We start from the raw sequence: 22,137 nt of genomic DNA, 5'->3' as shown, positions 1-22,137 counted from the left end.
CGGGCTTTCGGAGAGGGCGGGGAGATGGAGCAGCGAAAGCGAAAAGGAGCGAGGCCGATGACAGACGAACCGGTGATCCTGTTCGACGGTGTCTGCGCGCTGTGCCAGTTCTGGGCGCGCTTCGTGGTGCGCCACGACCACAGCGGACGTTTCCGGCTGGGAACCCTGCAATCGTCCGCGGGGCAGGCCCTGTGCCACCGGACCGGTGTGGATCCGCAGCGGATGGACAGCGTGGTGCTGATCCAGGACGGCGATGCCCATCTGCGCAGCGACGCGATCCTGCGTATCGTGAGTCGACTGCCCCGGCCCTGGTGCTGGCTGCGCGGCCTGCGCTGGGTACCGCGTCCGCTGCGGGATGCGGTCTACGACATCGTCGGCCGGTTCCGCTATCGGGTGTTCGGGCGCTATGACCAATGCCCGCTGCCGGCGGAAGCCGATCGCTGGCGCTTTATTGACTGAGCGGTATCGGGCGTCAGTGCCAGAGATCCCGCAGCGGGGTGTCCGGGGAGAAATGGTGCTGCAACTGGGCCTGCAGCAGTTCCGCCGTGGCCAGGGCATCGGTCAGGGCGTGATGGGGCGCGTAGTAGGGCAGGCCGTAGCGGGTGCGGCTGTCGGCCAGGCGAATGGAAGCCGGTTTGCGTCCACGCAGCCGGTCCCACAGCCCCGGCTTCTTTTGCCGGTGCCAGCGCGCCTCCAGCTCCATGGTGTCGATCACCGGAAATTCGATGCCTTCCTCCAGACGCCAGCGCAGGGCCCGGTCCAGGAAGCTGCGTTCGATGTTGCGAAAGTGAACCACCACGATGCGCCCGGCCAGGGACGCCAGCAGGTCGTCGAGGACTTCCCGCAGGTCCGGTGCCTCGCGGATTTCGGAGTGGGTGATGCCGTGGTAGGTCACCGATTCCCGGTGCAGGGGCAACACCGGCCGCACGACCCAGTGGCGGGCTTCACGGCAGCGGATGCGCTCGCTGGTGAAGGGCACCAGCCCGATGCTGACAATCGAGTGCGTGTCGGCGTCCAGTCCGGTGGTCTCGAAATCCAGTGCCACCATGGGCACCGCGCTCATCGGCGTGTCTCCGGACGGCGCCCCGTGTTCGTAATAGTCGCGCAGGGCAGGTGACTGGGCCGTCTCGGCCAGTATCTGCATGCGGGCCGGCCAGTCCGGTGTGGCCGGTTGTTCCACCATGGCGGTGCGCTGATTCATGGGCGAGCCCTAGTTGATGCTGCCGCCGCCGCTGGCGTGATAGCGGTAGCGCAGGAATTTCTGGGCGCTGCTGATGACCTGGAACGCCTCCTTGAGGTTGCGTCGTTCGAATCGGGTCATGTTTTCCGGTTCAATGTTGTTGTCCGGATCGCGGCCGGCCTCGATATCCAGGGCCTGATGGCGGATACGGGTGATCGAGAGCAGCTCCAGCGCGTCGCGCAGGTTGTTGGCCACGCCGTCGGCCAGCAGTTGGGTTTCGGCGATGGCGTTGATGCGGTTGAAGGTATTCTGGGCGCGGGAGCCGCAGGCCAGGGCATGCACCCGGATCAGGTCGGACAGCGGCGCCGTGCCGCGGCGTTTGAGATTGATGGAGTTGTTGTGCTTGCCGTCGTTCTCCATCACGAAATCCCGGAAGAAACCCAGCGGCGGTTTGCGGTTGAGGGCGGCGTGAGCCAGGTAAGCCAGGAATTTGGGCGTGTTCTTGGCCTTGTCCGCAATCAGGTCCTTGAGCGTTTCGGCGAACTGGGTTTCCCCGGCCACGCCGTCCAGGTCGAAGAAGATCGCGCTGTTGAGCAGGGATTTGGCGTTGGGGGTCTCGATCCAGTCGGTGAAGTACGCCTTCCACACATGCAGCGGCTGCCGCCACTGCTCGTTGGTGGCCATGATGTCACCGGTGCAGTAGGTGTAGCCGCACTGGTCCAGACCGTCGCTGACGAAGGTCGCGAGAGCCTTGAAGTAGTCGTCGTGCTGCTCCGGTATGAAGCTGTCGTCCAGCACCAGGGCGTTGTCCTGGTCGGTGACGATCAGCTGCTCGTCCCGCGCCATGGACCCCATCGCCATGAAACAGTAAGGCACCGGCGGCGGCCCCAGTTTCTCTTCCGCCAGTTCCAGCAGGCGCTGGGTGATGGCCCGGCCGATGCCCGCCATGGCGCTGCCGATCATATGGGAGTTGGCGTCCTCATTGACCATGCGCACGAAGGTGGCGGCGGTGTCCTTGCTCAGGCGTTTGAGGCCGCGCACGTCCACCTGGTGGTGGATGTTGCTGACCAGGTAGAGGCTGCTCTGGGATTCGTACTTGACGATGTCCGACAGGGCCACCACGCCCACCGGTTTGTGCCGGTGCAGTACCGGCAGGTGGTGCACGTTATGGCGCAGCATGGTGAGCATGGCTTCGAACACGTACTTGTCGGACTGGATGTAGACCAGGTCGGTGGACATGATCTCGCTGACCGGCGTGTCGTAGGCCAGTCCCGTGGCCAGGGCCCGGGTGCGCAGGTCACGGTCGGTGATGATGCCCGCCACCATCGGGTTGTCACCGGGCTTCCAGTCCTGGTCGATGCGGGCGCCGGGGTGAGTCAGCACCAGGGCCGAGACGCCCTCGTCGGTCATCACTTTGGCGGCGTCCTGAATGGACGTGCTGGAGACGGCGGTGACCGGCGTTCGGGTAATCAGTTTGCGCACCCGTGAGGTCATCAGCGGGTTGGATTTTTCCTGCCTGGAGACGGCGGCGCGCAGACGCCCCTGGTCCTCGATGTCGAAGAAATCCGCGAAGTGTTCGCCGGCTTCCCAGAGTTCCTGGAAGACGGCGTCGGGAATCAGGTAGATCAGCGTGTCTTCGAGTGCATTGGCCGGGTAGCGGGTCTTCTTGTTCATCATCAGACCCAGCTGGCCGAACAGGTCGCCCTCGCTCAGGCGGTTGTAGAGTTCGCCGTTGCGCCGGTAGACTTCCACTGCGCCGCTGCGGATGAAGTAGAGATCGGACAGGGGCTGGCCGTAGGTTAGGATGGTCGAACCGGCCCGGTAGTAGGCCACTTCCACCTGTTGGGCCAGCCAGTTCAGGGTGTCTTCCGGCAGACCGTCAAACGGCGCGAAACGCCGGATATGATCCCTGATTTCAATCTGCTCGACTTCCATGGCATTCCGCTTCCGACCTGTGTTTATGGATATTCTGGCAGAGTTTCGAGCGGCCGCTCAAATCAGGGACTCTTCTTAACAGGATCACGCGCTTGACTCATCCTTCCGATGTCATCAATCCCCTGGACCTGGTCTACCAGGACGACGCCCTGCTGGCGGTGCATAAACCGGCCGGCCTGCTGGTTCACCGCAGCCCGATCGACCGGCACGAGACTGAATTTGCCCTGCAGTACGCCCGTGCCCTGAACGGCGGGCGCCACGTCTATCCGGTGCACCGCCTGGACCGGCCCACCTCCGGCCTGCTGCTGTTCGCCCGGGATCCGGACGTTGCCCGGACCCTGGGGGAGCAGCTGATGTCTCATCGGGTGCGCAAGACCTATCTGGCGATCGTGCGGGGCTGGCCGGCGGAGCGGGGACGCATCGACCACCCGCTGAAGGAGGAACCGGACGACCGCCGGCTCAAGGGCCAGACCCAGGTGGTGCGCGAGGCCGAGACCGTCTTCCGCCGCCTGGCCACGGCGGAGCTGCCCTATGAGGTGGAAGGTTATCCCACCAGCCGCTACGCCCTCGTCGAGCTGCGGCCGCTGACCGGCCGGCGGCATCAGCTGCGCCGCCACATGAAGCACATCAGCCATCCGATCATCGGTGACGCCAATCACGGTCGGGGCCGTCATAACCGCTTTTTCGCCAGCCACTTCGGCCAGGCTCGGTTGTTTCTGGCGGCGCTGAGCCTGGCCTTCGAGCATCCGCTCAGCGGCGCGGCCCTGACCCTGTCGGCGCCGCCGGAGAACAGCTTCCGGGAGGTGGCCGAAGCACTGGGTTGGGGCGCTGAACTGGCCGCATACGACCGTCCAGATCCCTGTTTCCAGTGACAAAACCGTCATTGCCCACGCTGTTCGTGGGCGCCGGGCCAGGCTATGTTGTAGGGATGGATCGATCAACCGCGAGGTGACCGTTTGCCGTCCGACCAAGAGCACCAACCCCACGCCCCCCTGCCGGCCGGGCTCGACAGCGAGGTACTGGCCGGCCCCATCCTGCGCCGGGTGAAGGCGGATCGTCTCGCCTGCTGGCTGGTGTCGGTCCGTCCGCTGTCCCTGCGGCTTGAGCTCTACGGCGACGATGCCCCGGCGCCATTCCTGGCGCAGGACGTGTCGGGCGATGCCTGTCGGGTGATCGCCGTCGGCGAGCGCGCGTTCATCCACTGCATCGACGTGGCGCTGGACGCGGCGATACCGCTCGACACGCTGATCGGCTACGACCTGCGGATCGACGACGGGGCCAGCGCCGGGCAGGGCATCGCCGACTGGGCGCCACACCTGCTGTATCCGGGCCAGTCGCGCCCGGCGTTCGTGTTGCGCCGGCAACTGGAACAGCTTCTGCACGGTTCCTGTCGGCGACCTCATCACACCTCCGGGGACGGCATGGCGCGGGCCGATAGCTGGCTGGCGGAGCGTGCGACCGATGCGGCGGCACGGCCATCGCTGCTGTTGCTGACTGGTGATCAGATCTACGCCGACGATGTGGCTGGCCCGATGCTGCGGACCATTCACGGGGTCATGGATCAGTTGGGACTCTACGGCGAGACCCTGGCGGAATCCCGCATCCGCGACAGCAAAGAACTGCGCTCGGACCGCGATACCTATTACGGCCGTGAGCACCTGCTGCCGGAAACCCACTACAACGAAGCGCTTACCGAGCGTTTCTTCGGCGGCGTGCGCAAACCGGTGTTTTCCACCGCCAACGCCTGCAACCACACCGTTACCCTGGCGGAAGTGCTGGCGATGTACCTGCTGGCCTGGTCGCCCCAGCCCTGGCGTCTGGAACGCCTGCCGGAACCGGATCTGGACGACGACACCCGCGCCACCTACCGTGCCGAGCAGGCGCAGATCGATGCTTTCGAACGCCAGGTGGGCCAGGCTGCCCGGCTGATGGCTCAGGTGCCCACCTACATGATCTTCGACGATCACGACGTCACCGACGACTGGAACCTGTCGGCGCTGTGGGAAGAGACGGTCTACGGTCATCCGTTTTCACGCCGGATTGTCGGCAATGCGCTGGTGGCCTACCTGCTGTGCCAGGGCTGGGGCAACACGCCGGAGCGGTTGCACGATCTGCTGGACAGCGCGGGGGACCTGTTCGGGGGCGTCGAGGGCGGCCTGTTGCCACGCCAGCGCCAGGATGAGTTCATCACCCGGCTGTTACGCTTCGAGGGTTGGGAATACGTCGTGGACACGCAGCCCAAGGTGATCGTGCTGGACACCCGCACCCGGCGCTGGCGCAGTGAAGTGCGCCGGCGCAAGCCATCGGGGCTGATGGACTGGGAGGCGCTGACCGAGTTCCAGCAGGCGATCCTGCACGAGCCGGCGGCGGTGATCGTGTCGCCGACACCGGTGTTCGGGGTCAAGCTGATCGAGGGTATCCAGGCGCTGTTCACCTGGTTCGGCAAGCCGTTGCTGGTGGATGCGGAGAACTGGATGGCCCACCGCGGGGCGGCCAGCGTCATCCTCAACATCCTGGGGCATGCGCGCACGCCGCAGAACTTCGTGATCCTCTCCGGCGACGTGCACTACTCGTTTGTCTACGACGTGCACCTGCGCCGCCGACGAGGCGGGCCGGACATCTGGCAGATCACCAGCAGCGGTATCAAGAACGAGTTTCCCGACCGCCTGCTCAGTCTGCTGGACCGGCTCAATCGCTGGCTCTACGCGCCCTGGTCGCCGCTGAACTGGTTCACCAAACGCCGGCGCATGCGGGTGTCGCCCTGGTATCCGGAGAATCGGGACGCCGGTGAGCGGCTCTGGAATGCGGCGGGGATGGGGTTTGTGCAATTGGATCGCGAGGGGCGCCCGACGCGCATCGCCCAGTTGAACGCCAGCGGCTCGGAAACCGACTTCCGGCGCGAGGCGCCCGTCCGGCGGGAAGCCGAAAGCAGCGGGGACGCTAGACGCTCAGTTCACGGTGGCGGGCGTTGATGCGGTCGGTCCAGGCCTGAATGCCGTCGGATTTCAGCGGCTTGCTGTAGTAGAAGCCCTGCATGACGAAGCAGCCCAGCTCGGTCAGGTATTCGATGTCTTCTTCCAGCTCCACCCCTTCGGCGATAACGTCCAGCCCCAGCTGCTCGGCGAGCATGACGATGGCCCTGATGATGGCGCGCTTGCTGGGCTTGTCGATGTCCATGGTGAAGATGCGGTCCAGCTTGACCGCGTCCAGGGGCAGGGTGTCGAGCAGGCCGATGGAGGAATAACCGGCGCCGAAATCGTCCATCGAAATCTTCACGCCCAGCTCGCGTAGCGCGTTCAACTGGCGCACGATGTCGTTGACGTCCTGCAGCATCATGGATTCAGTGACTTCCAGCTCCAGCAGCCCGGGCCGCAGGCCGACTGTGCGGATGGCGGTGTCCACCAGTTTGAACAGGGTGTCGGTCTGGAACAGCTTGGGCGAGATGTTGACGGCCACCGACTGGTCAGGATTGCCGGCCTGCCACTCGATGCACCGCCGGCATGCCTCTTCCAGGACCTGCTGCGTGAGGGGCACGATCAGCCCGGTTTCCTCGGCCAGCGGGATGAACTCATTCGGCGGAATCACGCCCAGACGAGGGTGGTTCCAGCGTACCAGCGCCTCGAAGCCAAACACCCGGTCGGTTTTGACGTTCCATTTGGGCTGGTATTCGATGAAGAACTGGTTGTCCCGCACACCGCGCTGCAGGTCCTTCTCGATCTCCATCTTGCGCACTTCCTTGACGCCCATCGCCTCGGTGTAGACGCAGTGCTGGTTCTTGCCCTGTTTCTTGGCGACGTACATGGCGGTGTCGGCGGCGCGCAGCAGGGCGGAGCTGTCCGCTGGGTCGATGCGCCCCAGGGCGATGCCGATGCTGCCGGTCACGTAGAGTTCGTTGCCCTCGATGTGGAAGGGCTGCTTGATCTGGTCGAGGATGCGCCCGGACAGCGTCTCCAGCTCGTCCAGGTCGCTGCGTTCGGCGATGAACAGAAACTCGTCGCCACCGATGCGGTAGGCCTGGGTGTGACTGTCCTGGAACGACTGCAGGGTTTTGCCGACGGCCTTGAGCAGCAGGTCGCCGATGTCATGACCCAGGGTGTCGTTGATGACCTTGAAGTGGTCCAGATCCAGGAACAGGAAGCCGGCATGGCGCTGGTTCTTCTGCCGGTTCAGGTAGCGGTTCATCTCATTGCGGTTGGACAGCCCGGTGATGCCGTCTTGGTAGGCCATGGTCTCCAGGAAATAGCGGTCGAAGAACATGGCCGCCCAGGAGATCAGGATGATGACGAAGACGGTGGCGATCACGCCGTAGAGCAGGAAGGGGTCGGTGTGGTCGCTGGCGCCGGTGACTGCGGGGGCGGCCATGTGGAATTCGGTCGCGCTCATGCCGGTGTAGTGCATGCCGCTGATGGCGATGCCCATCACCACGGCGGACAGCCATTTGGCCCAACTGGCGGCAGACTGGTTCTGGAAGCGCACAAACAAAAACAGCGCCGCATAGGATGCCGCCAGGGCGATGACGATGGAGACTACGACCAGGCCGGTGTCGTAGGTGAACGAGCCGTCCATGATCATCGCTTCCATGCCCAGGTAGTGCATGATGGACACGCCACTGCCCATGATGCCGCCGCCCAGTGCGATCCGGTAACGGGTGATCATCTCCGGCAGGGTGATGTAGAAGGCGATGAACGAGGCGATCACGCTGGCCGCCATGGAGATGGCCGTCATGGCCAGGTCGTAGCGCACGTCGGCATGCATGTGGAACGCCAGCATCCCCACGAAGTGCATCGACCAGATACCCGCCCCCATCACGATCGAGCCCGCCGCCAGCCAGAAGCACCGGCTCCGGCCGGAAGCATTGAAGATCTTCGAGGTAATACTCAGCGCAGAATACGAGGCGACAATGGCAATAACGACGGAGGTGGCGACCAGGTAAAGATTGTACGTTCCACTCATTGCGCTTCCGTTCCCTTCCGGATACTGCCGGGTATGTCTGGTGTCGTGTCGTCGTTCGGGATGGGTGTCAAATAATAACGTAACTTTATCACAGCGAGTTGATTGAATGTCAGGGTCAATCGATAGGATCTGTCACTTTCGGTCAAGACCCATAGCGGACACCCGCAGAAAGCGTAGACGCAGACGGTCGTCGGGTGAAGGTCGGGCGGATGCCCCGATGATCAGGAGTCGCGGGACGCGACCGGCGCGGCGTCCCGCCAGCCTTCTCCGGGTTCCACCCGCAAATCCCGGGCGCTCACCGGCTCGCCGCATTCGGAACAGACCGTGACGGGGTGCATGACGGCTCCGCACTGCTTGTGGATGTGCCTGATCGGGGCCCCCCGGTCGTCGGTCATATGCCGGTCTCCCCAATGGACCAGGGCCAGGATGACGGTATGCAGCTCGAGGCCCTTGTCGGTCAGGCGATACTCGTCGCGCGGCGGCCGTTCCTGGTAGCGCTGCTTGCGCAGGACACCGTGTTGAACGAGTTTCTTCAATCGATCGGTCAGCACGTGGCGGGTGATGCCCAGGCGCTTTTCAAACGTGTCGAAGCGGCGCACGCCCAGAAAGCAGTCCCGCAGGATCAGCAGCGTCCAGCGATCCCCGACCACCGACAGGGTTCGTGCCAGCGAGCACGGTTCTTGATCGAGTTCTTCCCAGCGCATAAAGCTTTGTCGTGTCCTTCCGTCATACGATTTGGAATGGTACGAGGATAGCTTGACAAGTTCCAAAACGGAACTGACTATACGGTGAGTTCCAAAAAAGAACGTACTCGCAAGAACAACAAGGCCCGGTCGGGCCGCGACAACACATACGACAAAAACGAGGTGTGGCATGGCCCAGCAGTCAGGATTGTCGGCGGAGAGCGTCGGCAGCGCGTCGTCCAGAGCCCGCGTGGCGGTGATCATCGGCGCGGGTGACGCGACCGGCGGTGCCATTGCCCGCCGTTTTGCCCGGGAAGGGCTGGCGGTGGTGGTCACGCGCCGCCATGAGGATGCCTTGATCCCCCTGGTGCAGAGTATCCGCGATGCGGGCGGTGTTGCCCACGGCATCGGCTGCGATGCGCGTGACGAGGGCGCCATGGTCGGCCTGTTCGATCGCATCGAGCGGGACATAGGCGACGTGGCCGTCGTGGTCTTCAACATCGGCGCCAATGTCCGACACCCGATCACGGAAACCACCGCCCGGGTCTACCGCAAGGTCTGGGAGATGGCAGCCTTCGCCGGTTTCCTGACCGGTCGGGAGGCGGCGCGGGTCATGGGGCCGCGCCAGCAGGGCACCCTGATTTTCACGGGGGCGACCGCGTCCCTGCGGGGCAGCGCCGGATTCGCCGCCTTCGCCGGCGCCAAGTTCGCCTTGCGCGCCCTGGCCCAGAGTCTGGCGCGGGAGCTGGGTCCCCAGGGCATTCACGTTGCCCATACGGTGATAGACGGTGCCATCGACACCGATTTCATCCGCGACAACTTTCCCGAACGCTATGCCCTCAAGGAGCAGGGCGGCATCCTCAACCCGGAACACATTGCCGAGCAGTACTGGCGCCTGCATTGCCAGCCACGGGACTGCTGGACCCACGAACTGGATTTACGGCCCTGGCTGGAAACGTTCTGACCGCTTGCCACCCAACCGACCGCGACCAACCCCTGACAGGAAGACCAGCATGAAACAGACCATCGATGTGTATTTCGACGTGGGCAGTCCGGCCAGCTACCTGGCCTGGACTCAACTGCCCGATCTCGCGGCGCGCCATGGGGCGCGGATCAACTGGCGGCCGATACTGCTGGGCGCGGTGTTCCAGGCCACCGGTAACCAGACGCCGGCGGCGATCCCGGCCAAGGGGCGATACATGAGCATGGACCTGCAGCGCTTTGCACAGGCCTATGGTGTGGATTTCCGGTTCAACCCGCATTTTCCGGTCAACACGCTGATGCTGATGCGGGGCGCTGTGGCGTACCTGGACAGCCCACGCCTGCAGGACTACCTGGGCGCCGTATTCCGGGCGCTTTGGGTGGACGGCCAGAATATGGGAGAACCGGATGTGGTGGCCGATGTCCTCGCCCGGGCCGGGTTCGATCCGCAGGAGGTTCTGGGAAAGGTGGAGCAGCCTGACATCAAGAAGGCGCTCAAGGACATCACGGCGCATGCCCTGGAACGCGGCGTCTTTGGCGCGCCCACGCTGTTCCTGGGAGACGCCATGTATTTCGGCCAGGATCGTCTCTGGCAGGTGGAGGAAGCCCTGGCGGACTCTGCACACTCAACCCCCAAGGAGCCATCGTGAATCAATCCACAAGCCTGCACACTTTCGACCAGTCCATTGCCCTGGAAGCCGACGGCGACAATGCCTGGCGCGGCCGGTTTCCGGCGGCCTACGCCAATATGGTCGGCCCCTACGGCGGCATCATTGCCGCCACGCTGCTGAACGCCGTGCTCCGGCATCCCGGGCGCCTGGGCGACCCCGTGGCCATGACGGTCAACTTCGCCGGTCCGATCGGCGAGGCGGATTTCGACGTATCGACCCGCATAGCCCGCACCAACCGCTCCACCCAGCACTGGATCCTGGAACTGAGCCAGGACGACCAGATCGCCGTGACCGCGACGGTGCTGACCGGCGTGCGGCGGGATTCCTGGGAGTCCGCCGACGTGTCCATGCCGGAGGTGCCGCCCGCCGGGTCGGTCGAGCCCCTGGACGCCCGCGGTTACCTGCGCTGGATCCAGAACTACGAACTGCGCATCGTGGACGGTGTGTTCGATCCCAGCGGCCGGACGCCGGCGCAGGAGAACGCCGTTACGCGGCTCTGGGTGCGCGATCATCCGGCCCGCCCACTGGATTTCCTGTCCCTGATGGCGGCCAGCGACTGCTTCTTCCCGCGGGTGTTCGTGCGCCGCCAGGAACGCATGCCCGCCGGCACCGTGTCGCTGACCACCTATTTCCACGCCGATGCGGCAACACTGGCCCGCCAGGGCGATCGCTCGCTGCTGGGCCAGGCCCGCGCCAATCGCTACAGCCGCAGCTACTTCGACCAGAGCGCCGAGCTGTGGAGCGCGGACGGCGAACTGCTGGCCACCAGTCACCAGATCGTCTACTTCAAGGGGTAAATCGGCGTTTGGGGAGCCGGGAGGGGAACCCGGATGCTGGCCGCGGATCGAAGCTTTCAGGACAGGGTTGAACAGTCAGGATCGGATCATGGCTGAATGGGTAATCACCCGACGCGGCGGCCGCTTGCTGCTGGTTGCCGTGATTCTGCTGGCGGGCTGCCAGGCGACGGGGCCGAAGCCGTTCAATGGCGCCCGTGGCTATATCGTGTCCGACGCGGGCGACCATTGGCAGGTCAGCTATACCGATGCGGCCGAACGGCGCTGGTCGGAACTGGAAAGCAGGGCCCTGGCCGCCTGTGCCAGCCATACCGGGCGCTCCATGGATACCCTGCGACTGGTGGCGGTGCAGCGGGACAGCTACGTCGACGCGGTGCCGGTGGACGTGTCCTATCCCGCCGGCGTGCTGGACACGCCGATGTCCAACAGTGCCAACGGCGCAGTGGGAGCGGATACGCCGCTGGTGTACTACCAGAACACGACGGTCAGCCGTACCCTGATCCTGCGCCGGGTGAGCGCCCGCTGTCAGCCGGCCTGAACCGGGGCGTCCGCCAATACTTTGCGCAGGAAGTCCCGGGTGCGCGGGTCCTGCGGGTTGGAGAACAGCTCCGAGGGCGGCCCCTGCTCGACGATGCGCCCACCGTCGATGAAGATCACCCGATCCGCCACATCCCGGGCGAAGGCCATCTCGTGGGTGACCACGATCATGGTCTGGCGCTCCTGGGCCAGTTGCTTCATCAGCCCCAGCACTTCATCCACCCACTCCGGGTCCAGCGAGGAGGTCGGCTCGTCGAACAGGATCACCTCGGCGCCGGTAGCCATGGCGCGGCCGATGCCGACGCGCTGCTGCTGGCCGCCGGACAGCGAGGCCGGGTAGGCCTTAGCCTTTTCCGCCAGACCAATACGGCTGAGGATCTGGCGGGCCTTGTCGCGCGCCTTGGCCTTGGGCCAGCGATCCACCACGATCAGCCGTTCGGCGATGTTGTCCTCGGCGTTCTTGTTGGCGAACAGGGCGTAATTCTGGAACACGAACGCAGTGCGCCGGCGCAGTTCCAGAATCTCGCTTTTGCTCGCCTGGCAGGCGTCCACGGTCAGGTCGCCGACGCTGATCTGCCCCGCCGACGGTTGTTCCAGGAAATTGATGCAGCGCAGCAGCGTGGATTTGCCGGTGCCCGACGGGCCGATCACCACCACGATCTCGCCCTGGGCGATGTCCAGGTCGATGCCGTCGAGTACCGTTTGGTTGCCGTACTGCTTGCGCAGTCCCTTGAGCTTGATCATCGGCTGTAGGCCCTGTTGAGTCGGTTTTCCAGATAGCGTTGCAGCCACGCCAGCAGCTCGACGACGATCCAGTAGATCACCGCCACCACCAGGAACGCCTCGAAGTAGAGGAAGCTGCCGGCGGCTTCCTTCTGGGTGGCGCCCATCAGCTCGGTGACCCCCAGGGTGAAGGCCAGGGACGAGGCCTTGATCATGTCGATGAAGTAGTTCATCAGCGTGGGCACCGCGATACGGGTGGCCTGGGGCAGGATGATGCGGCGCATCAGCTGGACGTTGGTCATGCCAATGGACAGCCCGGCTTCCGTCTGGCTGCGGTCGACGCTGCCGATGGCGGCGCGGATGGATTCCGCCATATAGGCCGAGAAGTGCATGGTCAGGCCCATAATGGTGGCGGTAACGCCGTCGATGGCGGTCAGCGAGCTGAACAGCTGCGGCAGGCCGTAGTAGAACAGGAACAGCTGAACCAGCAGCGGCGTGCCTCGAAAGAAGGAGATGAACAGCATGGTGATGCGGTTGAGCACCGGCACCCGCAGCACCCGGATCACCGCCAGCAGGCAGGACAGCAGCAGCGCCACCGCCATGCCGGCGGTGGCCATCTGCAGCGTGAGGGGCAGATACCGGAGCAGGATGGGCACCAGCTCCAGCATGTAGTTGAAGTCGAGGACGTTCATTCAGGCGATCCCGGATCAGGGCGAGGTGATGTCCGTCCCGAACCAGGATTCGGAAATGGCTTTGAGGGTGCCGTTATCGCGCAGCGTCTCGATGGCCTGGTTCACCTCGTCACGCAGGGTGCGGCCCTCTTCAGTGTCGCGGAACGGGTAGGCGTTGGAAATGCTGGAGATGGTCGGGCCGGCCAGTTGCAGCGGCAGCGGCTTGTCCTTGATGATCTGGCTGGCGCTGATCCGGTCCATGACGAAGGCGTCCACCCGGCCCAGGGCGGTGTCCTGTTCCAGGTTGCTGTCGTAGGTGCGGATGTCGATCTCGTCGGCGTAGGGCAGTTCGCGCAGCAGGTCCTCGTAGTTGGACCCCAGGTTCACCGCCACGGTCTTGCCCTTGAGATCTTCCACGCCCTGAATGCTGTCGTTGCCTTCCTTGACCACCACCTGGGCGCCGTCGTAGACGTACGGCTGGGTGAACAGATACTTCTGCTGGCGCTCGTCGGTGATGGTGATCTGGTTCGCCACGGTATCGATGCGGCCGGACTCCAGCATCCCGAACAGGCCCGAGAAGGCGGCGGTGCGGTAAACCACCTCGCGGCCCAGTTCCTGGCCGATGGCGTTCATCACGTCCACTTCAAAGCCCTGGAGCTTGTCTTTCTCCACGAAAGTGAACGGGAAATACTGGCCGGACATGCCCACGCGCAGGGGCTCCTTGTCCTGGGCCAGGGTAAGAGGGCTGATCGCCAGCGAGGCGGCGGCGATGATGCTCAGCAGCAGGGTTTTCATGTTCATCTCCCGATGGAAGGGCGCGTGCCGCAGGGTGGTAACGGCGCTCGCAGTGAGTCATGGGTACTCTGGAACGAACACTTACAGTGCCTTGAACCAGAATTGCATGGGCTTGTCGGTTCGCCCGCTGTCCCCTATATCCGTCCAGGCGTAGCGGGTTTCAAGGCCGGGAATGGACTGATAGCCACGATGACGCCAGAAAGTGTCCAGCGGTTGGTAATCCGCCGGCCGGGCCGGGTGGTCGTCGGACCGCACGACGGCGCAGAAAACCGCGTGGTCGAACCCCGCCTCCCGGGCATGGCGCTCGCGCTCGTCAAAAAACGCCACGCCGATGCCCTGGCCCCGGTACGGCGCCAGCAGTACCGACTCGCCATAGTAGAAGATAGCATCCGTATCCCAGCCGGCCTCGGCGAACGGTTGGCGGAAGGCGGCGTCTTCGTCCCGCATGGGAATGCCGGTCGAGGCGCCGACAATGCGGTCACCGTCCCGGGCCAGGATGCACAGGGCGTCGGGGGAGCGGGCATAGGTGCGCAGATAGTCGCGTTCGTACGCCGCGCTGCCGTCGTAGAGGTAAGGGAAGTCGCGAAACACGGTCATGCGCAGGTCGGCCAGCGCATCCAGGTGATTGAGCAGGGCCTGACCCCGCAATGTCTGCATGGCGAGGGACATGATGTGCCTGTTCGATGTTGGCAAGGAGAAAACTCACAGCGCCGAGTGCAGCCGGCGGTCACTGTACTCGAGCAGGGCCTCGATCGGCACCGGCTTGCTGAACAGGTACCCCTGCAGCAGGTTGCAGCCCTGCACGGTCAGCCACTGGCGCTGCTCTTCCGTCTCGACGCCTTCGCCCACCACCTGCATGCCCAGCCCGCGGGCCAGGCCCAGGATCGACAGGGTGATGGCGCAATCGTCGGCATCGTCGGGAATGTCGCGGATAAAGGAACGGTCGATCTTGAGTCGCGAGAACGGCAGGTGCTTGAGCCGCGACAGGGAGGAATAGCCTGTGCCGAAGTCGTCGATGGACAGGTTGCAACCCAGTGCCACCAGCTCGTTAAGGGTGCCCTGCATACTCTTGGAGTCGCCCTTGATGGCGTCCTCGGTGACTTCGAACTGCAGTTGATGGCCGTTGATGCCGTATTCGTCGAGCATCCCGGCGACGACCCGGGGCAGGCGGTCGTCCATGATCTGTTCCGCCGCCAGGTTGATGGCGGTGGTGGGAAGATCGTGACCGCGCCGGGCCGCTTCCTGATGGTCCAGGCATACCCGGCGCAGCACCGACTCGCCCAGCTCCTGCATCAGGCCGGCATTGCGTGCGACGTCGAGGAACTCGATGGGCGACATCCAGCCGTGCTGGGGATGGTTCCAGCGCACCAGCGCTTCGGTGGCGACCATGGCCTGACTGCCGGCCTCGATGATGGGCTGGTAGAACACGTCCAGCGTGTGCTGACTGATGGCCTGACGCAGCTCGCTTTCCAGGGCGAAGCGGGAGCGGGCGGTGGAGTGGAGATCGGAGTGAAACGTCTGCATCCGTGCCCGTCCGCTTTCCTTGGCGTGGTACATGGCCGCCTCGCCGGAGCGCAGCAGGGCTTCGGTATCCAGGCCGTCCCTGGGGTACTGGCACACGCCGATGCTGGCGGTCATGCGCAGCGTGCGGTCGTCGATAACGATTGGGTCGCTGACGGCGTGCTGGATCTGCTGTACCAGGTGATCCAGCTTGAGGTCGGCGTTGCCCTGGTGGCGGATCAGCATGGCGAACTCGTCACCGCCGATGCGGGCCAGCTTGTCCCGGCCTTCCAGGTACAGGTTGCGCAGCCGGTTGGCGATTTCGGCGATGACCCGGTTGCCGCCCGCCGCGCCCATGCCGTCGTTGATGGCTTTCAGCCGGTCCAGGTCGATCCACAGCAGTGTAAAGCCCTCATCCTGACGCCGGCTCATCTTCTGAATCAGGGTGTGGATGCGCTCGCGGCAGGATTGCAGGTTGGGCAGTCCGGTCAGGCTGTCGTAGTGGGTGACGTAGTCCAGCTGCTTCTGCGAACGGATCCAGGCCTCGTGGGTGTTGATCAGGCTGACCGTGTCGGCGATGGCGGTGGCGAAGGAAATCTCCGGCAGGGTCCAGGTGCGGGGTGTTTCCGCCTCCAGGCAGATGACGCCGCTGAGCCGGCCGCCGTCGAAAATGGGGGCGTCCAGCAGTGAGTGAATGCCCAGTGGTTTGAAGTATTTTTCGTTGAAGTCGCGGGTACGATAGTCGTCGCGGGCATTGCCGGCGTCGATCACCCGGGCGGTGCGCAGGGCCCGGAAATAGTCGGGGTTATCGCCCGCCGTCAGCACGATCGGGTGGTAATCGTGCCCCTGGCCCAGGCGGAACAGCACCTCGCTATCGATGCGGTTGTCTTCCGGGTTCATCTTCCAGAAGCTCACCCGCTCCACCTGCAGGAGCTGCCCCGCCAGCTCGCTCAGGGCGGCCAGTTTCCTGCTGCGGTTGTCATTGATAAAGTCGGATCGATGACTCAGCCTCAGCAGGGCTTCGTGAAAGTCTATGAACGTCTTGTTTTGCGACATGGGGCGGACACCATCGGCCAAAGCGCCTGGGCGAAACCGAATTCTGTCGGTTTGACACCGGACAACGGTTCGGAACTTGCGCAATCGTCTTCCCTATAATGGCAACGTGCCCCGGGTCTGTCCAACGCGGGCCCGGGCCGATGTGTCGACGCCGTTGTCACCCGTCATCCGATCCGCAGGAGGATTCCATGAGCTGGCAGCAACACACCATCACACTGAATCCCCGGCCCCGGGGCTTCCACCTGATTACGCGGGACATCCTCGAACAGATCCCTGAACTGGCCGATTACCGGGTTGGCCTGCTGCACCTGTTTATCCAGCATACCTCCGCGTCCCTGGCGCTCAACGAGAATGCCGATCCCGATGTGCGAGGCGACCTCGAACGCCATTTCAATGTCATGGTGCCGGAGAACGCGCCGCACTATGAGCACGTGATGGAAGGGCCGGATGACATGCCGGCGCACATCAAGAGCGTGCTGATCGGGCCCACGCTTTCATTGCCGGTGCGTGATGGTCGCCTGGCGTTGGGAACCTGGCAGGGGATCTACCTGTGCGAGCATCGCGACAGCGGCGGTGCGCGGCGGGTTGTGGCGACGCTTCAGGGCGAGCGGGCGTAAGCTTCCGGGTCCGGGAAGACCCGATTTTGCGTTCGTTTGACGTTCCTGTTGTCCGCTGGAACAGTTTATTACAAAATTAATCCGAAAAGACGAAGCGGCTGTTACATACTGATTGCACAACCAAAACAAACGGCACCACCACAACAATCAGAACGGTCAGTCGCCTATGCTCCGTTGGCTCCTGTTCATTGTCTTCCTCTCCGGTCTGACCGGCCCGGCCTCAATGCTGCGGGCCGACCCGCTGGTGTTGACGCCATTTGGTGACCAGATCGGATTGTCCCCGCACGTATCGTACCTGGCGGAGGGCGATGAGGAACGCAGCCTGCAAGCGATCATGACGCTGCCGGACCGCGACTGGACCGCCAATACCGAAGACGACGTCAATCTGGGGTATCGTGATCACGCCTACTGGTTTCGTCTGACCCTGGAGAACCCGCAGCTGGTCGCGTTGCACAAGATCCTTGAAATTGCCTATCCGGTGCTGGATTCGGTGGAGATCTACCGGATCGATGACGGCGCCGTGGGGCAGTCCTGGACGCTGGGCGACAAGCAGCCGTTCAATGCCCGCCCGATTCGCCACTGCAACTTCCTGGTGCCCCTCGACCTGCCGCCCCAGAGCGAAACCCGCCTGTACCTGAGGGTGGAGACCGCCAGTTCGGTGCAGTTGCCCATGACGCTCTGGTCACGGGACGCGTTCTTTGTCGCCGAGCAGCCGCACCTGCTGCTGGAAGGCCTCTATTACGGCGTCGTGCTGGTGATGATCCTGTACAACCTGTTCGTCTTCGTGGTGGTCCGCGAACGCAGTTTCCTCTACTACGTCGGCTACATCAGCGCCATGCCGCTGTTCCTGGCCAGCCTGCACGGCGTGGCCTTCCAGTACCTGTGGCCAGAATCCACCTGGTGGAACGATCACGCCATCCTGTTCTTCCTCAACCTGACGGTGTTCTTCGGCGGAATCTTCGCCATGCGCTTCCTGACCGTTCTGCCGCACACCCATCCGAAACTGGCCTGGACCACGGTGACCGTCGTCATTGCCTCCGGCGTGTTCGCACTGGTGTCGCTGGCCGTCCCTTACAGGCTGATGATCCTGCCGTCCATCGTACTGGCCGCGTCCGGCTGCGCGGGGATGGTGCTGCTGGGCAGCATCCGTTGGTATGAAAAGGACCCCGCCGCCCGTTATTTCGGCATCGCCTGGTTCTTCATGCTGTTTGGAGGCGTAGTGCTGGCGCTCAACAAGTTCACCCTGCTGCCACAGAACCTGTTCACAGAGAACGCCACCCAGGTGGGCTCGGGGCTGGGTGTCATCCTGCTGTCGATTGCCCTGGCGGACCGGATCAACAAGGAAAAGAAGCGCGCCTTCGACGCCCAGGAGCGGCTTTACCATGAGGAGCGCAAGGTGCGTCTGGCCCAGGAGAAGAGCCTGGCGGTGCAGCAGGAGGCCAACGCCCTGCTGGAGCAGCGGGTGCAGGAGCGCACCCAGGATCTGGAAGACCTCAACCGCCGTTTGCAGGAACTGAGCGAGACCGACAACCTGACCGGTCTCAAGAACCGGGGCTTCTTCGATCGCAGCTTCCGTTCCGCCTGCGTGCGGGCGTATCGATTCGGCCAGCCGCTGGCGTTGCTGGTGATCGACATCGACCACTTCAAACGCTTCAACGACAGGTACGGCCACCTGGTGGGAGACGATTGCCTGCAGATGGTGGCCCAGTGCATCCGCCGGTTCGTGACCCGGCCGGAGGATCTGGCCGCCCGCTACGGCGGTGAGGAGTTCGTGGTCCTGTTGCCGGAAACCCCCGCCAACGGTGCCGAGCAGGTGGCGGAGCGCATCCGCGAAGCGATCGCCGGCACTGATTTCCGCATTTCCAATGAAGTACTCAACGTGACGGTTAGCATCGGGCTGTGCTGTGTGGTGCCGGAGCACGTCGAGGCCACCAAACTTATCTTCCACGCCGCCGATGAGGCGCTCTACGACGCCAAGGGCCGGGGCCGGAACCGGGTGACCATCTGCGACTCGCGCTTCAGCACACCGGTTCATAGCCTGTGACCACGCACCTTACATGGCGGTTTGCTGCAACCCGTTCCAGCGGGCCCGGAGGGCCTTGGAGAAACGCCGGTCGCCGGCCTTTTCGGTGCTCAGCAACAGCATGAAGTAGCTGCCATCGTTGCGGATCACCTGGATCGCGGTGGGGTTGGTGAAGTCGCCGGGCGTGACCCGCAGGTCCGCGATATCGCTGTAGCGGGCGGTCTCCATGTGAAAGCGCGCGTTCGTGTCCGACCAGTAGGAGAACACGCCCCGGTCGGTCAGACCGTTGCCGTCCTCGGTGTAGTCGAACACCCCCTGGGAATAGAACTGCAGCAGCGTCTCGTCCGGCGCCAGGAGCTTGTGGCGGTCCAGGAACAGGCGCGTCTTCGCGGGCAGGTCGCTGCCGGCCATCACGTGATTGGGCGGGAGCAGGTACGTGGCGGTGCCGACGTCGTAACTGAACAGGGCTATGAAGAACAGCGCCAGGATGCCGTGGCGCGGGCGCCAGCGGGAATTGAAGCGGAACCGCTCGGTATCGCCTTCAATCCGGTTGAAGTGGCGCTGCAGCGGCAGCAGGCACAGGATCGACAGGGCCAGCCCGGCGTAGGAAACCAGGATGTTGTCCCGGGCCAGCAGGGCGTTGAAGATGAAATAGCCCAGGGCCAGCAGCACGATGGCGGCGCGTCCCAGGGTCAGGGCGGGCTGCTCTTCATGGTCCTTGCGGGCGTCGGCGTAGAGCCCGTAAAGGGTGAAACCGAGAAAGAATCCCCGCGCCCAGGCCCACAGGCTGCGGCCGTCCCGCTCCCGGATATAGGCCCAGTTGCGGTAGGCCCAGAAGATCGAGTAGCAGCCCAGGGAGAGCAGGTTCAGCACCACGAACTTGGCGGTTGAGACCGGATAGTAGCGGCCTTGCGGAACGGCTTTTTCCCGGCCCCGGTCGATCACGTAATCCACGATGCCCGCCACAATCAACAGCAGCACCAGCGATACGCCGACGATCCAGGGGGCCATCGACGACGGGGGTGCCTCGTCCATCTGCTCCAGGCCGTAATAGCGCAGGCTGTTGACCCGTTTGAGGTCATCCAGGTAGGTCGTCATGTCGTTCGCCGGCACGTATCCGGCGTGGGAGTCCAGCCGATGACTGACTGTCAGGTGCCCGTCGACAAAGGTGACGTCGCGCCGGAAATCGAAATAGGCGTTGCGAACCTGTTCGTGCTCCTCCGACAGGTTCCAGTCGCCGTTCAGGTCCACGGTCAGGGCCTGCTGCAGCTGGATCGGATGGTACAGCGCGTAGGGTGATTCGCGCCGTTGCACTTCCGGCGCGTAGAGGAAGTCGCTGACCAGGTCGCCGTCCAGCCAGGCGGTGCGGCTGCCGGCTTCGGCGTCGTCCTGCCAGATGTTGGGGACGCGATAATGCTCCTCGATCACCACCCGGTTGTGCTCGGGATCGTCGCGGAAGGTGGTGGGCGCGATGCGCTCCAGACCCGGATAGAGGTTGGCGTAGTAGTTCAGGTAATCCTCGTGGAACTGCTTGCCGGAGCGGGCCACCCGTCCGCGCATGTAGCTCGCTTCACTGCCGCCCATTTCCGTAACGATGGTCAGTTCCGCCGGGGTATCGGCGTCCTCCGGGAGCACCAGGTGCTGGGTGACGTGCTGGCGCGGCATGGCCGTGGGCGGAATCTCCGGTTCGATCACCTGGGGCCGCCCCGGGCCGTCGCCCAGGATCAGGCCGGCACCGTAGTGCGCCGGTGTGCGATAGGGCAGGGCACCGCGCTGGTGGGTGTGGGTGCCGTCCAGCCAGAAGACCTGGTCGCCCAGTTGCGCCCGGGTGATGACGTGGTCGAACACCAGCGGCGTGGGCGGCTCGTCCGCAACGGTTTGCCGCAGGCCGGTGTCCACCAGGACCGCGTTGGCCTTGATGTCGAGCAACCGGAGCAGGGTGTTGAGCAGGACCGTCTTGTCCTTGCAGTCGCCAAAGCGGCGCTGGAGCGTTACGGCCGGTGGCGTGGGGCGATGCGAGCCTTCGCCCAGTTCGATACCGACGTAGCGGATCTCCTGCTGCACAAAAGCGAGGGCCGCCTCCAGTCGGGCTTCATCGGAGGCGTGCGCGTCGCGGATCTGCTCCGCCAGGGCCTCTACCGCGGCGCCGGGGTCGTCGGGCGTCCGGAACAGGTCGGTGGCCCAGGCGTGCACGGCCGGCCAGTCGGCGAACTGGCTCAGGGTCAGTACAGTCCGTGACGAATACCAGGCCGGCGCCTCGCTGTCGCTGGTGCGCGCCGGCACGTTGTCCTGTTGGTAGCGGTACTCGATGGTTCCGCCCTGGCGCTGTTCGTCCAGCACTGCGCGCTTCGGCCGGGCTTCGAGGGTCAGCGGGGCGTCGGCTGGCGTCAGGATGCGCAGCGACTGGCGCGCCAGCGGCACGCTCCACTGCAGCGGGTAGAAAGAGGAAAAATGGCCGCCGAAAACCGGGTTGTCGCCGATGATCGAGTAGCTGTACTCCACGGTATCGCCCACCCGCAGGTCGTCCAGCACGGTATGCACGGTCAGGGTGCCGTTGTACATCTGCCGTTCCAGGTCCGACTCGCGCTGGTACACCTCGAAGCGGGCGTCGGCCAGCCGGTCGAGCACCTGGCCCTGACGGTGGATGCGGATGCGATGGATGACGATGGACTCGTAGTCCGGATCGTAGGTCATCGACAGGGAGCTGTTGTCCTGCAGGCCCTCGGCGTTGCGGATGTGGTTGGCGATGTGAGTGAACTGCTGCGGCTGGGCCCCGGTCAGGTTGACCTGCTCATCAAACAGCAGCACGTCCGTGCTCCCGGATTCCGCCTCACCGTCCGGTTCACTGGCGGGAATGGCAACGGGCTCCACCCAGTCCGGCGCCGGGCCTGTGGGGACCTGGGCGCTCCAGGCCGGCACGGCGGTGATTAGCAGCAGACAGAACAGAACGCGGACAACAATCGGAAGGCCGGCATACGGCAACGCGGGGCGGGGTCTCATTCCTTGATAACCTATGTT

At 64.3% G+C, this 22,137-nt stretch carries 19 protein-coding genes; 9 read left to right on the top strand and 10 right to left on the bottom strand.

The window, feature by feature from the left end:
- Positions 1-57 precede the first annotated feature (57 nt).
- Positions 58-459: a thiol-disulfide oxidoreductase DCC family protein gene (locus GQB00_RS14855; protein WP_111497573.1), complete on the top strand. Its 402-nt coding sequence runs from the start codon at positions 58-60 to the stop codon at positions 457-459.
- Between the two features lie 13 nt (positions 460-472).
- Here GQB00_RS14855 and GQB00_RS14850 read toward each other — a convergent pair whose 3' ends face one another.
- Both GQB00_RS14850 and GQB00_RS14845 read right to left on the bottom strand, forming a co-directional pair.
- Positions 473-1,201 carry a 3'-5' exonuclease gene (locus GQB00_RS14850; protein ID WP_165856914.1) on the bottom strand — a complete coding sequence of 243 codons (729 nt, stop codon included), beginning with the start codon at positions 1,199-1,201 and terminating at the stop codon, positions 473-475.
- A gap of 9 nt (positions 1,202-1,210) precedes the next feature.
- Positions 1,211-3,115 carry a DUF294 nucleotidyltransferase-like domain-containing protein gene (locus GQB00_RS14845; protein ID WP_165856913.1) on the bottom strand — a complete coding sequence of 635 codons (1,905 nt, stop codon included), beginning with the start codon at positions 3,113-3,115 and terminating at the stop codon, positions 1,211-1,213.
- Positions 3,116-3,207: 92 nt separating this feature from the next.
- Here GQB00_RS14845 and GQB00_RS14840 point away from each other — a divergent pair, with 92 nt between their 5' ends.
- Together GQB00_RS14840 and GQB00_RS14835 are read left to right on the top strand one after the other, a co-directional pair.
- Positions 3,208-3,987 carry a pseudouridine synthase gene (locus tag GQB00_RS14840; protein WP_207950803.1) on the top strand — a complete coding sequence of 260 codons (780 nt, stop codon included), beginning with the start codon at positions 3,208-3,210 and terminating at the stop codon, positions 3,985-3,987.
- An 84-nt stretch (positions 3,988-4,071) separates the two neighbouring features.
- Positions 4,072-6,087 (top strand): alkaline phosphatase family protein, encoded by a 2,016-nt coding sequence (locus GQB00_RS14835; protein WP_228276820.1) that lies wholly within the window; start codon positions 4,072-4,074, stop codon positions 6,085-6,087.
- On the opposite strand, the gene GQB00_RS14830 is transcribed toward GQB00_RS14835, so the two are convergent.
- Together GQB00_RS14830 and GQB00_RS14825 are read right to left on the bottom strand one after the other, a co-directional pair.
- Entirely contained in the window at positions 6,056-8,068 is a 2,013-nt protein-coding gene (locus GQB00_RS14830) for a putative bifunctional diguanylate cyclase/phosphodiesterase (RefSeq protein ID WP_165856912.1), read from the bottom strand. The two genes, GQB00_RS14835 and GQB00_RS14830, sit on opposite strands and share 32 nt — an antisense overlap.
- Positions 8,069-8,289: 221 nt before the next feature.
- Positions 8,290-8,772: a winged helix-turn-helix transcriptional regulator gene (locus tag GQB00_RS14825; RefSeq protein ID WP_165856911.1), complete on the bottom strand. Its 483-nt coding sequence runs from the start codon at positions 8,770-8,772 to the stop codon at positions 8,290-8,292.
- 169 nt (positions 8,773-8,941) lie between these two features.
- Between GQB00_RS14825 and GQB00_RS14820 the strand changes: the two genes are divergently transcribed.
- The 4 genes from GQB00_RS14820 (at position 8,942) to GQB00_RS14805 (ending at position 11,735) form a co-directional block, all read left to right on the top strand.
- Positions 8,942-9,715, top strand: coding sequence for an SDR family oxidoreductase (locus GQB00_RS14820; RefSeq protein ID WP_165856910.1), 774 nt, complete (start codon positions 8,942-8,944; stop codon positions 9,713-9,715).
- A gap of 49 nt (positions 9,716-9,764) precedes the next feature.
- Positions 9,765-10,382 (top strand): 2-hydroxychromene-2-carboxylate isomerase, encoded by a 618-nt coding sequence (locus GQB00_RS14815; RefSeq protein ID WP_165856909.1) that lies wholly within the window; start codon positions 9,765-9,767, stop codon positions 10,380-10,382.
- On the top strand, positions 10,379-11,200 hold the full coding sequence (locus tag GQB00_RS14810; RefSeq protein WP_165856908.1) for an acyl-CoA thioesterase: 822 nt from the start codon (positions 10,379-10,381) through the stop codon (positions 11,198-11,200). The genes GQB00_RS14815 and GQB00_RS14810 overlap by 4 nt, the downstream gene beginning before the upstream one ends.
- An 88-nt stretch (positions 11,201-11,288) precedes the next feature.
- The gene (locus GQB00_RS14805) at positions 11,289-11,735 is read left to right on the top strand and encodes a hypothetical protein (RefSeq protein WP_165856907.1); all 447 of its coding nucleotides are present in this window, start codon (positions 11,289-11,291) and stop codon (positions 11,733-11,735) included.
- Here the strand turns inward: GQB00_RS14805 and GQB00_RS14800 are convergent.
- The 5 genes from GQB00_RS14800 to GQB00_RS14780 all read right to left on the bottom strand — a co-directional run bounded on the left by GQB00_RS14800 (position 11,723) and on the right by GQB00_RS14780 (position 16,479).
- Complete coding sequence (locus tag GQB00_RS14800; protein ID WP_165856906.1) at positions 11,723-12,478, bottom strand: amino acid ABC transporter ATP-binding protein; 756 nt, start codon at positions 12,476-12,478, stop codon at positions 11,723-11,725. The two genes, GQB00_RS14805 and GQB00_RS14800, sit on opposite strands and share 13 nt — an antisense overlap.
- Positions 12,475-13,149, bottom strand: coding sequence for an amino acid ABC transporter permease (locus GQB00_RS14795; protein WP_165856905.1), 675 nt, complete (start codon positions 13,147-13,149; stop codon positions 12,475-12,477). Before GQB00_RS14795 ends, GQB00_RS14800 begins: the two co-directional genes overlap by 4 nt.
- Before the next feature lie 15 nt (positions 13,150-13,164).
- Entirely contained in the window at positions 13,165-13,923 is a 759-nt protein-coding gene (locus tag GQB00_RS14790; RefSeq protein WP_165856904.1) for an amino acid ABC transporter substrate-binding protein, read from the bottom strand.
- A gap of 81 nt (positions 13,924-14,004) precedes the next feature.
- Complete coding sequence (locus GQB00_RS14785) at positions 14,005-14,592, bottom strand: GNAT family N-acetyltransferase (RefSeq protein WP_165856903.1); 588 nt, start codon at positions 14,590-14,592, stop codon at positions 14,005-14,007.
- 33 nt (positions 14,593-14,625) lie between these two features.
- On the bottom strand, positions 14,626-16,479 hold the full coding sequence (locus GQB00_RS14780) for a putative bifunctional diguanylate cyclase/phosphodiesterase (RefSeq protein WP_165856902.1): 1,854 nt from the start codon (positions 16,477-16,479) through the stop codon (positions 14,626-14,628).
- 188 nt (positions 16,480-16,667) lie between these two features.
- Here GQB00_RS14780 and GQB00_RS14775 point away from each other — a divergent pair, with 188 nt between their 5' ends.
- Positions 16,668-17,096 (top strand): secondary thiamine-phosphate synthase enzyme YjbQ, encoded by a 429-nt coding sequence (locus GQB00_RS14775; protein ID WP_165856901.1) that lies wholly within the window; start codon positions 16,668-16,670, stop codon positions 17,094-17,096.
- Between the two features lie 166 nt (positions 17,097-17,262).
- Positions 17,263-19,140, top strand: coding sequence for a diguanylate cyclase (locus GQB00_RS14770; protein ID WP_165856900.1), 1,878 nt, complete (start codon positions 17,263-17,265; stop codon positions 19,138-19,140).
- Positions 19,141-19,149: 9 nt separating this feature from the next.
- Here the strand turns inward: GQB00_RS14770 and GQB00_RS14765 are convergent, their stop codons facing one another.
- Positions 19,150-22,119, bottom strand: a complete 2,970-nt coding sequence (locus GQB00_RS14765; RefSeq protein ID WP_165856899.1) for a DUF3857 domain-containing protein — start codon at positions 22,117-22,119, stop codon at positions 19,150-19,152.
- Between the last annotated feature and the right edge of the window lie 18 nt (positions 22,120-22,137).

This window comes from Marinobacter sp. JSM 1782161 (genome assembly GCF_011421605.1).
Taxonomy (GTDB): domain Bacteria; phylum Pseudomonadota; class Gammaproteobacteria; order Pseudomonadales; family Oleiphilaceae; genus Marinobacter_A; species Marinobacter_A bohaiensis.
Note: the sequence above shows the minus strand (reverse complement) of the source record. Positions and strands in the feature narration are given on the sequence as shown.

Coding starts and splice junctions, on each gene's coding strand:
- GQB00_RS14850 (WP_165856914.1), bottom strand. CDS start 1,201: ATGAATCAGCGCACCGCCATGGTGGAACAACCGGCCACACCGGACTGG.
- GQB00_RS14765 (WP_165856899.1), bottom strand. CDS start 22,119: ATGAGACCCCGCCCCGCGTTGCCGTATGCCGGCCTTCCGATTGTTGTC.
- GQB00_RS14845 (WP_165856913.1), bottom strand. CDS start 3,115: ATGGAAGTCGAGCAGATTGAAATCAGGGATCATATCCGGCGTTTCGCG.
- GQB00_RS14825 (WP_165856911.1), bottom strand. CDS start 8,772: ATGCGCTGGGAAGAACTCGATCAAGAACCGTGCTCGCTGGCACGAACC.
- GQB00_RS14770 (WP_165856900.1), top strand. CDS start 17,263: ATGCTCCGTTGGCTCCTGTTCATTGTCTTCCTCTCCGGTCTGACCGGC.
- GQB00_RS14805 (WP_165856907.1), top strand. CDS start 11,289: ATGGCTGAATGGGTAATCACCCGACGCGGCGGCCGCTTGCTGCTGGTT.
- GQB00_RS14830 (WP_165856912.1), bottom strand. CDS start 8,068: ATGAGTGGAACGTACAATCTTTACCTGGTCGCCACCTCCGTCGTTATT.
- GQB00_RS14795 (WP_165856905.1), bottom strand. CDS start 13,149: ATGAACGTCCTCGACTTCAACTACATGCTGGAGCTGGTGCCCATCCTG.
- GQB00_RS14800 (WP_165856906.1), bottom strand. CDS start 12,478: ATGATCAAGCTCAAGGGACTGCGCAAGCAGTACGGCAACCAAACGGTA.
- GQB00_RS14820 (WP_165856910.1), top strand. CDS start 8,942: ATGGCCCAGCAGTCAGGATTGTCGGCGGAGAGCGTCGGCAGCGCGTCG.
- GQB00_RS14775 (WP_165856901.1), top strand. CDS start 16,668: ATGAGCTGGCAGCAACACACCATCACACTGAATCCCCGGCCCCGGGGC.
- GQB00_RS14855 (WP_111497573.1), top strand. CDS start 58: ATGACAGACGAACCGGTGATCCTGTTCGACGGTGTCTGCGCGCTGTGC.
- GQB00_RS14815 (WP_165856909.1), top strand. CDS start 9,765: ATGAAACAGACCATCGATGTGTATTTCGACGTGGGCAGTCCGGCCAGC.
- GQB00_RS14780 (WP_165856902.1), bottom strand. CDS start 16,479: ATGTCGCAAAACAAGACGTTCATAGACTTTCACGAAGCCCTGCTGAGG.
- GQB00_RS14790 (WP_165856904.1), bottom strand. CDS start 13,923: ATGAAAACCCTGCTGCTGAGCATCATCGCCGCCGCCTCGCTGGCGATC.
- GQB00_RS14785 (WP_165856903.1), bottom strand. CDS start 14,592: ATGTCCCTCGCCATGCAGACATTGCGGGGTCAGGCCCTGCTCAATCAC.